Source organism: Nesterenkonia sp. PF2B19 (genome assembly GCF_001758425.2).
Taxonomy (GTDB): Bacteria; Actinomycetota; Actinomycetes; order Actinomycetales; family Micrococcaceae; genus Nesterenkonia; species Nesterenkonia aethiopica.
The window spans coordinates 46,407-61,103 of record NZ_MDSS02000015.1 but is presented as its reverse complement, the minus strand read 5'-3'; the positions used below and the strand labels follow the sequence as shown (position 1 = coordinate 61,103).

Here is a 14,697-nt window from a genome sequence, read left to right as displayed (position 1 = left end):
CGCCCCGGCCCCCCGGAGTCCGGGCACGGCGAGACGCCGCGCAGCGACCGGCGTGTCTCCACCGCCTGACGCAGCGCCATGCGCCGCGAGGTGTGCCGACTCCGCGTGGGCCGGGCGGTGGCCTTGTGCGCCGTCCGCCCGCCGGTGAGCATCCCGCGGATCGCGGAGAAGCTGTCCGGGACCACGCATCCTGCCCAGAACAGCTCCCAGAGCGCCTCCGAGACCTTCTCAGCCGATGTGCTCACGGGCCCGCCGTCACCGGCGGCGCTGGCCTCGCCCGCAGCATCGATTCCACCCTCACCACCGGCGTCCGCGGTCTCGGCGGGGCGTCTCCGAGCCAGCTGGTCGGCCAGCGCCTCGGGGAACCAGGCGCCGCCGCCGTCGAGGATCTCCAGGATCCAGCGCTGCAGCGCCGTGGGCGTGTGGTCGGCCCGCACGAGCAGGCCCGCCTCGGCGTCTTCGCGTGGGTGCAGGGCGACCCACCCGTCGTGCCCGGACAGGGCCCCCCGACCGGCCACCACCACCTCCCCGGCGCTGACCAGCTCGTCGAGCATCGACGGGCGATAGTCCCGGATCCGGGCAGGGAGTATGAACGCCTCCCAGGCACTGGCCGGCGCGGCGACGCCGGAGAGCTGGGCGAGGACCTCCGTCAGGGCTCCCTGCCCCTCCATGCGGGTCTGCGGGGTGACCGACTGCCACTCCGCAAGGAACTGGGCGAAGGCCCGCGGCGGGACCGGCTCCACCTCGGCCCGCAGAGCGGCCAGGGAACGGCGGCGGATGCGGCGCAGCATCTCCACCTCACACCACTCGGACTGGCCCGGTGCCATGCGGTCCGGCTCCACATCGGGGCGGAACAGCCCTCGCACCAGCCTGGCCTGATCGGCCAGCCGCTCCAGCACCCCGGCGACGACGGCGGCCCCCAGTCCCAGCTCCGCAGCGGCCTCCTCCGTGGTGAAGGGTCCATGGGTCCGGGCGTAGCGGGAGACCAGGTCCTCCAGCGGGTCCTCGACCGGATCCAGGAAGACCTGAGGGATGCCCGGAGGCAGAGGGACGCCTAGCCCGTCACGCAGGCGTGAGGCGTCCTCCACCGCGGCATAGCGCTCCGTTCCGCGCCACCGTACGCGGAACGCCCGCTGCGCCGTCACCAGCGCCTCGGCATGGTCCCGGGCGGCGTCCACGTCCAAGGAGGGCGTCTCCGGGCCCTCCGCGAGTCCTTCGTCATCCACTGCCGGCGCCTCGGCCTCGGACCCGCGCAGGCGCGCCGCCAGCTCCTCGGCGCTCAGCGGTCCCAACAGGCGCAGCAGATCCGCGGCCCCCTCCTTGCCGCGCAGTCGCCGTGACGGTGCCAGACGCTGCGCGTGGGCCACCGCGTCGGCGATGATGCCGGCGTCCAGGAAGTCCCGCAGCTCCACCCGGCCCAGCAGCTCGCCGAGCAGCTCCGGGTCCACCGACAGGGCGGCCGCCCGCCGTTCCGCCAGCGGGGAATCACCCTCATAGAGGTACTGGGCGATGTAGCCGAAGAGGATCGACTGGGCGAACGGCGAAGGCCGCTGGGTGGTGGCCTCCACCATCCGGATGCGCCGTCGGCCGATCCGGCCCATCACCTCCAGCAGTGCGGGCATGTCGTAGAGTCCTGCAGGACCTCCCGCATGGCCTCCATGATCATCGGGAAGTCCGGGTGCCCGGAGGCGACCTCCAACAGTTGGGAGGACCGCTGGCGCTGCTGCCACAACGGGGTGCGCTGGCCCGGGTTCTGCCGCGGCAGCAGCAGCGCGCGCGCAGCGGCCTCCCGGAAACGTCCGGCGAACAGCGCCGAGGAGCTGACCTGAGCGGTCACGACCTCCTCCAGCTCCTCAGGCTCGAACCGGAACAGCTCCGCCCCTGGGGGATCGTCGTCCATCATCGGCACCCGCAGCACGATGCCGTCGTCGGAGGCCAGCGCCGAGCCGTCCAGCCCGTAGCGCTCGTGCAGGCGTTCGCCCACCGCCAGCGCCCATGGCGCATGGACCTGCATGCCATAGGGAGAGTGGAGGATGATCCGCCAATCGCCCAGCTCATCGCGGGTCTGCTCCACCACCAGGGCGGTGTCCGAGGGCAGGGTGCCGGTGGCCTCCTGCTGCTCGGCCAGGTACCGGATCAGGTTCTCCCGGGCCCAGAGATCCATGCCCAGTGCGCGCAGGCGGGCGCCGACGGCGTCGTCGTCCTCGGTGTGGACCTCCCGGTGGAACCGCCCCAGCGCCTCACCCAGCTCCGCGGGACGTCCCAGCCCGTCGCCGCGCCAGAACGGCAGGGAGGCCGGCTGCCCGAAGGCTGGGGTGACCAGCACTCGGTCGAAGGTGATCTCCTCGATCCTCCAGCTGGTGGCCCCCAGGGCGAAGACGTCGCCCACCCGGGACTCATAGACCATCTCCTCGTCCAGCTCTCCGACCCGACGGCCTCCGGTCCGCGCGGAGCCGGACTCCTCGCCGCCGGCGAGATACACGCCGAACAGGCCCCGGTCCGGGATGGTGCCGCCGGAGGTCACTGCGAGCCGCTGGGCGCCGGGGCGGCCTGTCAGGGTGCCGGCGTCGCGGTCCCAGACGATGCGCGGCCGCAGCTCCGCGAACCGGTCGGAGGGGTACTTCCCGGCCAGCAGGTCCAACGTGGCCTCATAGGCGGAGCGCGGCAGGGAGGAGAACGGTGCGCTGCGCCGCAGCGTCTCGAACCAGTGCTCCACGTCCAGCGAGTCCAGTGCGACGGCGGCCACCGTCTGCTGAGCCAGGACGTCCAGCGGATTGCGGGGGATGTGCAGCGCCTCGATCTGCCCGGCCAGCATGCGCTCCACGACGACGGCGGTGGACACCAGATCCCCGCGGTGCTTGGGGAAGAACCAGCCCATCGAGACCTCACCCACCTGGTGACCGGCGCGGCCGATGCGCTGCAGTCCCGAGGAGACGGCGTGCGGGGCCTCCACCTGGATGACCAGGTCCACCGCGCCCATGTCGATGCCCAACTCCAGGGAGGATGTGGCCACCACACAGCGCAGCCGACCGGCCTTGAGGTCTTCCTCCACGATCTTGCGCTGCTCCTTGGAGACCGAGCCGTGGTGGGAACGGGCCAGATCCGGAGGCGGCGCGTCGTCGCCCTCAGCGCCGCCGGCGACTTCACCGCCCCCACCGCCGCCATCGCTCGCCGCGTCGTGTGGCTGCTGCCGTTCGTGCCAGATCTCGTTGAGCCGGCCGGTGAGCTTCTCGGCCAGCCGTCGGGAGTTCACGAAAACGATTGTGGAGCGGCGCGAGGCGACCAGGTCCACGATCCTGTGTTCCACATGCGGCCAGACGGAGGGCTGCAGCGGCTGGGTGCCCCCGCCGTCGGTGAGCCTGCCGTCGGGGAGCTCAGCGAGCCCGGCCCAGTCCGCGCCGTCGGAGTCCTGACCGGGGAGCGGGCCGTGCGGATTGGCCAGATCCTCCACCGGAACCGACACGGTGATGTCCCACTGCTTCTCCGCCGGCGGCGCGACGATCTCCACCGGCTGCCGGCCTCCCAGGAAGCGTGCGACCTCCTCGCGGGGCTCCACCGTGGCGGAGAGGCCGATGCGTTGGGCGGGGGAGTCCAGCAGGTCGTCGAGCCGCTCCAGGGACACCGCCAGGTGGGCTCCCCGCTTGGTACCGGCCAGGGCATGCACCTCGTCCACGATGACCGTGGAGATCCCCGTCAGCGTCTGTCGCGCCTGAGAGGTCAGCATCAGGTACAGCGACTCAGGGGTGGTGATCAGGATGTTCGGAGGGCGGCGCACCAGATCTCGGCGCTGTTTGGAGGTGGAGTCTCCGGTTCGCACCCCTACGGTGATCTCGGCGGGCTCTTCGCCCAGGCGGCGCGCCGTGTGCGCGATGCCCACCAGCGGGCTGCGCAGATTCCGTTCGATGTCCACCCCGAGGGCCTTCAACGGGGAGATGTAGAGCACCGTGGTGCCCTCGGCAGGCTCTGCGAAGAGCCTGTCCACCGACCAGAGGAACGCGGAGAGGGTCTTTCCGGAACCTGTGGGCGCGACCACCAGGGCATGGCGACCTTGGGAGACCGCGTCCCAAGCGCCGGCCTGCGCGGCGGTCGGCGCTCCGAAGGAGGCGGTGAACCACTCCCGGGTGGGCGCGGTGAAGGGCGCGAGCGCTTCCCTCAGATCGGGTGAGGCATCCATGGACGTCACTGTATCGAGGAGAGCTGACGCGTCCGCGCGGCCTGCTGGTCCCCTACCCCGGGACGGGGAGGGCTCAGGCCTCGAGCGATTCCCAGACGAAGCCGTCCGGGTCCGTGAGCGGGCCGATGCCGCCGACGATCGCCATCCGGTGGGCGCCCGAGCTGGTCGGATCCACGCCGGCCACCTTGGCCACCGTCTTCCTCCTCACCGCGGTGAGGGTCACGGATCCGGTCTCGAACTCCACGTACCGCTTGCCGTAGCTGGTCCCCACGCTCAGCCCCTGTGCGGTGTAGAACGTCCGGGTAGCGGCCACATCGTCGACGCCGAGCTGCAGGATCAGCCGCTCCAGCACACCGGTGGCAGCGCCGGAGTCCTTCTTGGACGAGGAGGCGAATGTGACCGAGGTGCCGTCGGCGCTGCGGACCGCACCGCCATACCCCCACAGGGATCTCGACGCCGGATCCGTGACCGTGGCGCCGGCGGCCTGGGCGGTGTCCATCAGGGCGTCGACGTCGGAAGGGCCGGGGACCACCAGGGAGACGGTGAATCCCCGGAAGCCGTCGGGCTCCGCCTCAGAGGCCCGAACCTGGACTCGGTCGCTGATGCCGAGGGCCTCCCAGAGGCGCTCTGAGGGCGCGGGGTCGGCGGCTTCGATGAGGATATGGGAGATGGTGCTCATGGAGGCCGATGCTACTGCGGGGCAGCGGCCGGAGCGGAGAGCTGCAGGCCGGTCGGGAGTTCGGCGACGCTCCGCCGTCGTCACCCAGGGGTTGCTGCCTGGAGATTCCTGGAGCAGGATCGATCCATGACTGGTGACGTGATCCAGGACGCCCCCTCTCCTGCCTTGCCGACTGATGTCCTCCGCCAGGCGCTGGCCGACAGCCTGCTGGGCAATGCTGCGGCCCTCCGTTCACGCCTGACTCCTGTGGTGGGTTTGAACGTGGTGTTCCCCGTGCAGTGGAGCGTTCAGCGTCAGGAGGCACTGACTGAGCTCGTCGACGATGTCCTGCCATCAGACCAGCCCGGAGTCGCCACGGCGATGGAAGACCGGCTGTTCCTCGCCGTACTCGCAGCGGGAGTCGCTGGTTCCTCAACCATCGTGGTCCAGGTGGTGGGACAGGAGGATCGTACCGAGGTCAGCTGCCATGCCCTCGACGCCCCCGGTGCCAGAGAGGCGCTGCGGGAGGCCCTGGGCCGCATCGAGGCTGTGTCGAGGTGACGGCGGGCGCCGGCGCACCGGCCTCCGTGGGATCTGGGCGCGACTCCAGCGGCGGTCGCACCCTCGCCCCGCAGCATCTCATCGGGCGTAGGGCAGCAGGTCCGCTCGGCGCACGGGCCGGTTGAACACCGGGCCCTCCGGCTCCAGCACCCGTCCGGCGGCCAGCGGTCCGAGGGACACCGGGTCGAAGCCCATGGCGGAGATGAGCGCCATGACCAAGCCCCGGGCGGCGTCGTCGTCTCCGGCCACACCCAGGGCGCGACGCTGGTCGAGGGGCATGTCGCGAGCGGCGGCGTCGTCGAATTCGGTGTGGGCGACGTGGTTGAGCGCCTTGACCACCCGCGCGCCGGAGAAACGTCCGGCGATGGCCAGAGAAGTGGGCAGCTGCTCGTCCACGGCGGCCTGCAGCCAGGGCGGCAGCAGCTCGTCCTGCCACGTGTTGGTCGCATCGATCAGCACGCAGCCGTCCACCAGCGCGGGGTCAAGCTCATCGAGCTCCTCCTGCGGCACCGCGAGGATGACGATGCCGCGCGGATGCTGCCGGGTACGCGCGGGCACCTCCTCAGCATCGACGGCGGTGGCCCCGGGTGCGTAGATCTTCAGGTGGTGGCGCAGCGCCTTCGGCGGCCGCGTGGAACAGATGTCCACCCCGAAGCCTGCGGCGAGCAGCGCCCGGGCGAAGGCGGTGCCCGCCCGGCCCGCGCCGAGGATCCCCACCACCGGGGGAAGCAGGGACTCACCGTCGGGCCCGCGGGCGACGTCGTAGTCCGGGCTGGCATCGGAGGGCCGCTCTGGGTTGTGCTCAGGCGGGGTGGGTTCAGACGGAGTGGGTTCAGACATGGTGGTACGGCCTTCCTCCGGAGATCTCCTGGGCCCGATAGACCTGCTCGGCGAGGACCATCCGAACCAGCTGGTGTGGGAAGACCAGCTTGGAGAGCGACCAGACGAAATCCGCGCGCGCATGCAGCTCATGGTCGACCCCGTAGGCGCCACCGATCACCAGGACCACCGGGTGACCCAGGTCGAACTGGCTCTGCAGATGCTTCGCCAGGGCGGGCGAGTCGATGTTCTTGCCGCGTTCGTCCAGCAGCACCACGTGGTCCTGCGGCTTGATGGTGCCCAGGATGCGCCCGGACTCCTCGGCGCGGGCGGCCTCGCCGTCGCGGGAGGAGTGGGGAAGCAGCTTCCAGCTGAGGTCATAGGGCTTGCGCAGGCGCTGGGTGTACCGCTCGATGCCGTCCACAGCCCACTTCTCATGCTTCTTGCCGATGGCGACCACGCTGATGCTCATGAGCCATGAGCCTATGCGGGGCGCTGGAGGGGCGTCCAGAAGACGACGGATGAGGGGATCCCGCACAGAGAGGACCCCCGGGCTGACCAGCGCTGAGGGGGGACGCTGCAGAAGGCCAACCCGGGGGTCCGAATCACTCGCACCTCCATGAGGTGATCCCTACGCTACGGCCCGTTCTTGAGTACGAGCCTGAGCTGAGCTGGGGATCATCTGGACGTCGGACCTCGTCCCGGCGGTGAGCATGTGCCGTCCCGGGACCGAGGGTTCTGGAAGACTGGCTCACACTGGTCGACTCAACCCACGGAGAGGTCCCCACCGCATGCACTTCGCACCCCTGCCTGACGGCCTCGGGCGCCCGACGAGGCCTCTCATGGATCGGCCGGCCCTGTCCGGCGATGAGGTCGTCGTGGGCCTCGGGGCGGTGTGCGATCTGGAGCGGGTGCCGCGTGTGGGAGATCCTGCGATCCTGCGATCCGCTTCTACGTCGCTGAGTTCGTGGACGTGGATGATGGGCGACGCGTGATGCTGCGGGACCTCGGATTCACGCTCTCGTCCATCAGGTACACCGACGGAAGGGCGCCGGAGGAGGACCCGGCGACAGGGCTGAGCCTCGAGGACGTGATCGACGAAGTACGCGTCACCACGGGCCCCGAGGTGCGAGCCGACGGGACGGTGTCCGACGAGGAACACGACTGGGACGAGCTGGCGATGTTCGTCCGCGACATCGGACTGCCGGTTACGGCAGACAGCCTCAAGGCCTTCGGCTATGCGATCACCGTGACAGGTCGCGTCCGTGAGCTGCTGTCACGGCGAGACGACTGAAGGCGGCCGTGCGCAGAGAAGACCCCCGGGCTGACCAGCGCTGAGGGGGGACGCTGCAGAAGGCCAGCCCGGGGGTCCGAATCACTCGCACCTCCATGAGGCGTTCCCTACGCTACGACCCGTTCTTGAGCGCGAGCCTGAGCTGAGCCGAAGATTCTCTGAACGCGGTCGTCGGAACGTCCAGCGGCGGACGACGCGCGCGGTGCAGACGACGATACCCCGCTCGGATCAGTCCGAGCGGGGCATCTCACATCTGGCGGAGGCGGGGGGATTTGAACCCCCGGTCCGGGTTTAACCGGACCCTTCATTAGCAGTGAAGTCCGTTCGGCCGCTCCGGCACGCCTCCTGTGCGCCTGAGACCCCACGGGGATCGCCCATGCCTCGTCCAGGCGCTGTACCAGGGTAGCGGCAATCCTTGCCGGAGCACAAAAGCGGCATGACGCTCCTGGCTGGGCGGCGCAGTACCCTGGTCAGAGCAGCAGTGGGCATCAGCAGACAGGAGGCGGCCGCCGATGAGTGAGGTCCAGGGACAGGCGGCAGCCACCACGGAGCTCGTCATCGCCGTCGTCGGGGCCGGCCCGCGCGGCACCTCGTTCCTGGAGCGCCTGCTGGCCCACCTTGACCACATCCCCGACCCCGTACCGGAACTGCGCATCGTGGTCCTGGACCCCGCTGCGCACGGGCCGGGTCGCGTCTGGGACCCGGACCAGTCGCCTCTCTACCTGATGAACACCCCGGCCAGCTACCCGACCGTGGCACCGGCGGGGGAGACCCAGCAGGGGCTCGCCCCCTCTGAGGTCTCCCAGAGCTTCGCCCAATGGCGCCGGGAACGCTCCGGGGAGACCGGTGACGCCGACTATCCCACCCGCGCCGATTACGGGCAGTACCTCGCCGACCTCCATGAACGGACCATGGGACTGCTGTCTGCCCGCGACGGCGTCACCGTGGAGTCCCGGCGCTCCCAGGTCATAGGGCTGCGCCAGGTGGGCGGGAGCCAGCACGGTGGCGACGACGCCGTCGACCAGCGCTACTGCCTCAGCTGCGACGACGGCACCGAGCTGACGGCGGACGCCGTCGTACTGGCGCTCGGGCATGTGCCGGCGAGACTCTCCGATTCCGCCCAGCACCTCGCCGACGTCGCCGTAGACCTGGGCCTGCACTATTCGCCGCCGGCCATCCCCACCGATGTCGACGTCGACGCGATCCCGGCCGGGGAGGCCGTGCTGGTCCGGGGGATGGGCCTGAACTTCTTCGACCTGATGATCCAGGCCACCGCCGGGCGCGGCGGCCGGTTCCGCCATCTGCCGGACAACCCGCCGGGGCGCCGTCTGGAGTACCACCCCAGCGGGGAGGAGCCCCACCTGATAGCCGGGTCCCGCCGGGGCGCACCCTACCGGGCGAAGACCACCGCCGCCGGGTTCGTCCCGGCAGGCATCCGGCTGGTCCACTTCACGGAGCAGGCCGTCGAGGAGGCGGAACGGCGGCACGATGTGCTGGACTTCGCCGCGCACCTGTGGCCGCTCATCCACCGGGACGTGCTGCGGACCTACTATCGGACGCTGGCCGCCGTGTCCCCGGAGCTGTTCCCGGCGCGGCCGGAGGCGTTCCTGGACGAGTTCGACCGGCTGCTGGAAGACCCCGGAGTCGGCGAACAGGTGCTGGCGGTGCAGGGGCAGCACCTGCTGCACGAGCACGCTCCGGATGTGCTGTGGTTCGACATCAGATCGCTGGGCAGACCTTTCGACGACGTCGTCTTCGACTCCGCCGACCATCACCGAGACCACATGCTCGCCTACCTGGAGGATGACGCGGCGTCCTCTGCCGCCGGCGCGGCGAGCCCGGTGAAGATGGCGATCGGGGCGCTGCACGCGGCCCGGATGGAGCTCAAGGCGCTGATCAGCGACGGGCGTGTGTCCACGGCCAGTCAGGTCGGTGACATCGAGGGCTGGTTCGAGTCTCTGGTGGAGGGCCTGGCCAGTGGCCCGCCGCTGCAGCGCATCGAGGAGCTCGCCGCCCTGACCCGCGCCGGTGTGATCGACTTCCTGGGTCCGGACCCCGTCTACGACGTCGACCGTGAGAGCCGGACCTTCACGGCCGAGTCCCCTTGGGTCGCCGCCGAGCCGTTCCGCGCCCGCTGGCTGATCGAGGCGATGATGCCGGCGAACCGGGTGCAGCTGTCCCGCTCGCCCCTGGTGGCCGGGCTGCTGAAGGACGGTCTTGCCCGTGCCAAGGAGCTGGTCGACGTCTCCGGGACCGCTCGGGCCGGCAAGGGCTTCGACGTCACCGAGACGCCCCACCGCCTCATCGACGCCGCCGGACACCCGCTGGACGGCGTCTACGTGCTGGGGCTGCAGCTGAGCTCCGTGCAATGGGGCACCGCCATCGCCGCCGAATCCGGTGGGGATCCGCGCTCAGGGGCGCGTACCCTGGCCGACGCCGACGCCGCAGCTGGCAGTATCCTGCAGACCGTGCTGGGGCGCTGAACGGCCCCGGCACAGCAGTTGGCTCTGCGGTTCGGGCCTTATGACGCGATGTTCGTCTTCATAAGGGCCCGAACCGCAGAGCCACTGGGAAAGGCGCCCCTCAGGCGCGTACCCGCGTCCGCGCGTCCAGGGTGTTCTGCGCGAAGAACGCCGCCAGCCCCGCGGTGTCCGTCAGCGGCAGCACATGGGCCACGTACTGGTCGGGCCGGACCACGACGACGGCGCCGTCTCGGGAGATGCCGCGGGTTTCGAAGATGTCCTCGCCCTCCAGCACGGCGAAGACCTTCTCGTACTGCGGCAGCTGGTACGGGCCGACCTCCGGCAGGAAGATCCGTGGGGCGTCGGTGACCTCGAACTCGGTGTGCCGCTGCTGGTAGATGACCTTCACGTCGAACAGCGCATCCAGGTCCGCCCCCTCAGGAGTGCAGCGCACCACCGGGGAGTCCGGCGACTCGGCCAGCCACCGGGCCCAGTCGGTCAGCGCGGAGGGCTGTCCGGCGGCCGGGCGGTCGGCGAAGGCGTAGATCCGCCACCGGCCGTCCGCCTCGGCCTGGTGGCCCAGGTGCAGCGGGTTGGTGTCGCAGACCCGCACCACGCGGGCGGACTTGAACCGCTTGCCCACCGGGAAGCCGGAGGCCAGCTGCTGGTGCTCATCGGTGCCCACGATCATCGAGGCTCATACTGCGTCATGAACCCGGCCGGGAACTCGGCGGTCTTGACGTAGAAGTCCTCCAGCTCGGAGGGATCGTCGAACTCCTCCGGCTTCTTGGCCATCATCGTGGACCACTCGCGGTCGAAGTCGATGAGGTTCTGCGCGATGACCTGACGCTCCGCGGAGTAGGTGCTCAGCAGCTGCTCCGGGCTCCGCCCGGTGAGCACATGCCCCAGCTTCCACCCGATGTTGAACCCGTCCTGCATGGAGACGTTCATGCCCTGGCCTGCCTTCGCCGAATGCGTGTGGCAGGCGTCGCCGGCGATGAACACCCGCGGGCTGCGGGAGGCGTCGTCGACGTCGTCGAACTTCTCCGTGAGCCGGTGGCCCACCTCGTAGACGCTGTGCCAGGCGACATGCCGGACCTCGAGCGTGTAGGGGTGCAGGATCTCGTTGGCCTTCTGCTCGATCTCCTCCACGGTGGTCTCCCGGATGCGGGCCTTGCGCTCCGGGGTGACCTCTCCGAGGTCCACGTACATGCGGAACAGATGCCCGCCCTCGCGAGGGATCAGCAGGATGCTGCCCCCGGAGTGGGACTGGATCGCGCATTTGAGGCGGATGTCGGGGAAGTCGGTGCGGGCCAGCACGTCCATCACACCCCAGGCGTGGTTCGCCTGGTCGCCGTCGAGGCTGCGGCCGATGGAGGCGCGCACGCGGCTGCGGGCGCCGTCGGCGCCGAGCACGTACTTGGCGCGCACCACCCGCTCCTCGCCCTCGCGGGGCCGGCCGTGTGCCGGACCCGCACCGCCACCGGGTGGGTCCCGGAGTCCTCCACGGTGAGGTCCAGGAACTCGATCCCGTAGTCGGGCCGCATCCGGGAGGGGGAGCGCTCCATGAACTCGGCGAAGCGGTCCAGGATGCGCGCCTGGTTGACGATCAGGTGCGGGAACTCGCTGACGTCCTGGGGGTCGTCCACCGGCTGGGCGGTGCGCACGATGTGCTCCGGGGTCGCGGTGTCCGGCTTCCAGAACGCCATCTCGGTGATGTGGTACGCCTCGCAGGAGAGCTCCTCGGCGAAGCCGAAGGCCTGGAAGGTCTCCACGCTGCGGGCCTGGATGCCGTCGGCCTGGCCGACCTCCAGCCGCTGCGGCCGGCGTTCGATGATCCGGGTGTGGACGTCGGGGAACCGCGAGAGCTGGGCGGCGGCGATCATGCCGGCCGGTCCGGTGCCCACGATGAGCACGTCCATCTCGTCAGGCAGCTCGTCGGGACGGTCCAGGCCGATCCCCTCCGCGGGGAGGACGCGCGGATCCGTGGACACGTAGCCATGGTGGTGAAACTGCATCGTCATGCTCCTGCGGGTGAGGACGGGATGAACTCGGCGGCGAGACGTTCGACGCCGCGGGCGGCCAGGGAGACGTCGGCGCCCACCAGGATCCAGTCGGCGCCCGCGGCCACGTAGCCCCTGGCGACGTCCGGGTCGAAGGCGTTGACGCCGACCGGCACTCCGGCGGCGCGTCCGGCGGCGAAGGACCGCTCGACGGCGGCGACGACGTCCGGGTGGGTCTGCTGGCCGAGCAGCCCCAGGGAGGCGGACAGATCGGAGGGTCCCAGGAAGATGCCGTCGATGCCGTCCACGCCGGCGATCGTCTCGGCGTTCTCCACGCCCTCGACGGTCTCGATCTGGACGAACACCGAGACATGCTCGGCGCCGCGGGCCAGATACCCGGGAACCCGGCTCCATCGGCCGGAGCGGGCCAGGGCGCTGCCGATCCCGCGGCGCCCGCCGGCGGGTACTGCGCGGCCGCTGCCACGTCGCGGGCCTCCTGCGCGGTGGAGACCATCGGCACCAGGATGTTCTGCGCTCCCAGGTCCAGCACCTGCTTGATGATCACCGGGTCCGCGGAGGGCACCCGGACGATCGGGGTGACCTCATAGCCGGAGGCGGCATGCAGCTGGGCCAGCACGGACTCCAGCCCGTTGGGGGCGTGCTCCATGTCGATCAGCAGCACGTCGAGCCCGCCGCCGGCCATGACCTCGGCCATGATCGGGGATCCGGAGCAGACCCACCCGCCCATCAGGGGCCGGTCGGCCGCGGCGAGGCGCTCGCGGAGCGTGGGGGTCAGATGAATCGGCATGTCACGGCTCCCAGGTCTCCGTAGTCGCAGTGGACGGTGTCGCCGGGGTGGACCCACATCGGCCGGGTGAAGGACCCGGCCAGGATGATCTCTCCGGCCTCGAGCCGGTCCCCGTGTCCGGCGAGCCGGTCGGCCAGCCAGGCGACCCCGCGGGCGGGGTGGCCCAGCACGGCGGCGGCCACCCCGGACTCCTCGATGGTCTCGTTGCGGTACAGCAGCGCGGAGACCCAGCGGAGGTCGACGTCGTGGGGCCGCACGGGCCGACCGCCGTGGACCATGGCACCCATCGCGGCGTTGTCGCTGATGGTGTCCACGATGGTGCGCCCCTCCATCTCGATGCGGCTGGAGAGGATCTCGACAGCGGGGACCACGTAGTCGGTGGCGTCCAGGACGTCGAAGATCGTGGTCTCACGGCCGGTCAGCCCTGCACCGGCGAGGTCGCGGCCGAGCACGAAGGCGAGCTCCACCTCCACCCTGACCCCGGTGAAGTCCCCGTGCTGAAGCACCGCACCGGTCTCATGGACCATGTCGGCGAAGATCGTGCCGTAGTCGGGTTCGGTGATGCCGGTGGCGGCCTGCATGACCTTGGAGGTCAGGCCGATCTTGCGTCCTGTGGGGCGTCGCCCGGCGGCGATGCCGCGACGCCGCCACTCGTTCTGGACCGCGTAGGAGTCCTCCACGGTCATCTCCGGGTGACGGGCGGTCAGCAGCGGCACCATGGTGCGGTCCCGCTCGGCGTCGGCGAGCTCGTCGGCGATCTGGCCGATCTGTGTCTCGGTGAGCATGGGTTCCTCCCTCAGAGCTGGTGGCCCAGCTTGTACTCGCCCTGTTTCCAGCTGGGCATGGACTCCTCGCCCTCTTCGGCGCGGGTGTAGGAGAACCCATCGGCGCCGATGGTGACCTCCATCTCGGAGTCGTCGGTGCGCTCGGTGGTGGGCACCGGACGGCCCTCGAGGTCGAGGACGGTGGAGGCATCGGTGTACCAGGAGGGGACCACCGGGTTGCCCCACCAGTCGCGGCGCTGGTTGTCGTGGACGTCCCAGGTCACACGCGGGTTGTCCGGGTCGCCGGTGTAGTAGTCCTGGGTGTAGACCTCGATGCGGTGCCCGTCGGGGTCGCGCAGGTACAGGTAGAACGCGTTGGAGACGCCGTGCCGGCCGGGGCCGCGCTCGATGTGGTCGGAGAGCCGCAGCGCACCCAGCTTGTCGCAGATGGCCAGGATGTTGTGCTTCTCATGGGTGGCGAAGGCGACGTGGTGCATCCGCGGGCCCGCCCCGCCGGTCATGGCGGTGTCGTGCACCGTGGGCTTGCGGCGCATCCAGGCGGCGTAGGTGGTGCCGGCGTCGTCCTGGATGTCCTCGGTGACGCGGAAGCCCAGGGTCTCCATGTAGCCCACGGCCCGCGGCACATCCGGGGTGACCTGGTTGAAATGGTCGATGCGGACCAGCGCTCCGGGGGAGTAGAGGTCGTAGCGCCAGGCGAGCCGCTCCACATGCTCCACCTCATGGAAGAACTCGTAGGGGAAGCCCAGCGGGTCCTGCACCCTGACCGAGTCGCCCAGCCCCTTCACGAAGCCCTCGGGGTTCCTCTTCACCGGGCAGCCCAGCTCCCGGTAGAAGGCCTCGGCGCGGTCCAGGTCCTCCGGGCTGCGCACCCGGTAGGAGAAGGCGGCGACGGCGGCCTCGTCTCCCTTCCGGAGGATCAGGTTGTGGTGGATGAACTCCTCCATGGAGCGCAGGTAGATGGCGTCCTCGTCCTCCTCGGTGACCACCAGGTCCAGCACGTCCACGAAGAAGTCACGCGAGCGCTGCAGATCGGTGACCACCAGCTCCATGGAGGCGCACCGCAGGATGTCCGGCGGCGGAGTGGAGGGCGTCGGGAGGGGGTTCGGGTTCGTGTCTGTCATGCTGAGCGTCCT

8 protein-coding genes, 1 tRNA gene and 3 pseudogenes are annotated in these 14,697 nt (G+C 70.4%); 3 read left to right on the top strand and 9 right to left on the bottom strand.

Annotated elements, in window-relative coordinates; translation table 11 throughout:
* Nucleotides 1-95: 95 nt before the first annotated feature.
* Both BCY76_RS06610 and BCY76_RS06605 read right to left on the bottom strand, forming a co-directional pair.
* A pseudogene (locus BCY76_RS06610) lies at nucleotides 96-4,174 on the bottom strand (ATP-dependent helicase); the annotation flags it as partial.
* A 73-nt stretch (nucleotides 4,175-4,247) separates the two neighbouring features.
* The gene (locus tag BCY76_RS06605) at nucleotides 4,248-4,853 is read right to left on the bottom strand and encodes a hypothetical protein (RefSeq protein ID WP_070158386.1); all 606 of its coding nucleotides are present in this window, start codon (nucleotides 4,851-4,853) and stop codon (nucleotides 4,248-4,250) included.
* 126 nt (nucleotides 4,854-4,979) lie between these two features.
* On the opposite strand from BCY76_RS06605, the gene BCY76_RS06600 reads away from it, so the two are divergent.
* Nucleotides 4,980-5,393, top strand: a complete 414-nt coding sequence (locus tag BCY76_RS06600) for a hypothetical protein (protein WP_070158385.1) — start codon at nucleotides 4,980-4,982, stop codon at nucleotides 5,391-5,393.
* Nucleotides 5,394-5,471: 78 nt separating this feature from the next.
* Here BCY76_RS06600 and BCY76_RS06595 read toward each other — a convergent pair whose 3' ends face one another.
* Nucleotides 5,472-6,233 carry an NADPH-dependent F420 reductase gene (locus BCY76_RS06595; RefSeq protein ID WP_083277192.1) on the bottom strand — a complete coding sequence of 254 codons (762 nt, stop codon included), beginning with the start codon at nucleotides 6,231-6,233 and terminating at the stop codon, nucleotides 5,472-5,474.
* Entirely contained in the window at nucleotides 6,226-6,684 is a 459-nt protein-coding gene (locus BCY76_RS06590) for a 23S rRNA (pseudouridine(1915)-N(3))-methyltransferase RlmH (RefSeq protein ID WP_170922616.1), read from the bottom strand. The genes BCY76_RS06595 and BCY76_RS06590 overlap by 8 nt, the downstream gene beginning before the upstream one ends.
* Before the next feature lie 495 nt (nucleotides 6,685-7,179).
* Here BCY76_RS06590 and BCY76_RS06580 point away from each other — a divergent pair, with 495 nt between their 5' ends.
* On the top strand, nucleotides 7,180-7,506 hold the full coding sequence (locus tag BCY76_RS06580; protein ID WP_139827659.1) for a hypothetical protein: 327 nt from the start codon (nucleotides 7,180-7,182) through the stop codon (nucleotides 7,504-7,506).
* Nucleotides 7,507-7,760: 254 nt separating this feature from the next.
* Here the strand turns inward: BCY76_RS06580 and BCY76_RS06575 are convergent.
* A tRNA-Ser gene (locus BCY76_RS06575) sits at nucleotides 7,761-7,852 on the bottom strand.
* Nucleotides 7,853-8,018: 166 nt separating this feature from the next.
* Between BCY76_RS06575 and BCY76_RS06570 the strand changes: the two genes are divergently transcribed.
* The gene (locus tag BCY76_RS06570; RefSeq protein WP_085437395.1) at nucleotides 8,019-9,989 is read left to right on the top strand and encodes an FAD/NAD(P)-binding protein; all 1,971 of its coding nucleotides are present in this window, start codon (nucleotides 8,019-8,021) and stop codon (nucleotides 9,987-9,989) included.
* Nucleotides 9,990-10,089: 100 nt separating this feature from the next.
* Here BCY76_RS06570 and BCY76_RS06565 read toward each other — a convergent pair.
* The 4 genes and pseudogenes from BCY76_RS06565 to hpaD all read right to left on the bottom strand — a co-directional run bounded on the left by BCY76_RS06565 (nucleotide 10,090) and on the right by hpaD (nucleotide 14,685).
* Nucleotides 10,090-11,986, bottom strand: a pseudogene (locus tag BCY76_RS06565) (FAD-binding monooxygenase).
* A gap of 2 nt (nucleotides 11,987-11,988) precedes the next feature.
* A pseudogene (locus BCY76_RS06560) lies at nucleotides 11,989-12,779 on the bottom strand (HpcH/HpaI aldolase family protein).
* A complete protein-coding gene (locus BCY76_RS06555) occupies nucleotides 12,764-13,564 on the bottom strand; it encodes a fumarylacetoacetate hydrolase family protein (RefSeq protein ID WP_085437393.1) in 801 nt (266 codons plus the stop codon). Before BCY76_RS06555 ends, BCY76_RS06560 begins: the two are co-directional and overlap by 16 nt.
* 11 nt (nucleotides 13,565-13,575) lie before the next feature.
* Nucleotides 13,576-14,685 carry a 3,4-dihydroxyphenylacetate 2,3-dioxygenase gene (gene hpaD, locus BCY76_RS06550; RefSeq protein WP_070158923.1) on the bottom strand — a complete coding sequence of 370 codons (1,110 nt, stop codon included), beginning with the start codon at nucleotides 14,683-14,685 and terminating at the stop codon, nucleotides 13,576-13,578.
* Nucleotides 14,686-14,697: the final 12 nt, after the last annotated feature.

Excerpts from the sequence above, each read along its gene's own strand:
- BCY76_RS06605 (WP_070158386.1), bottom strand. The coding sequence starts at position 4,853 with ATGAGCACCATCTCCCATATCCTCATCGAAGCCGCCGACCCCGCGCCC.
- BCY76_RS06590 (WP_170922616.1), bottom strand. The coding sequence starts at position 6,684 with ATGAGCATCAGCGTGGTCGCCATCGGCAAGAAGCATGAGAAGTGGGCT.
- BCY76_RS06595 (WP_083277192.1), bottom strand. The coding sequence starts at position 6,233 with ATGTCTGAACCCACTCCGTCTGAACCCACCCCGCCTGAGCACAACCCA.
- BCY76_RS06570 (WP_085437395.1), top strand. The coding sequence starts at position 8,019 with ATGAGTGAGGTCCAGGGACAGGCGGCAGCCACCACGGAGCTCGTCATC.
- hpaD (WP_070158923.1), bottom strand. The coding sequence starts at position 14,685 with ATGACAGACACGAACCCGAACCCCCTCCCGACGCCCTCCACTCCGCCG.
- BCY76_RS06555 (WP_085437393.1), bottom strand. The coding sequence starts at position 13,564 with ATGCTCACCGAGACACAGATCGGCCAGATCGCCGACGAGCTCGCCGAC.
- BCY76_RS06600 (WP_070158385.1), top strand. The coding sequence starts at position 4,980 with ATGACTGGTGACGTGATCCAGGACGCCCCCTCTCCTGCCTTGCCGACT.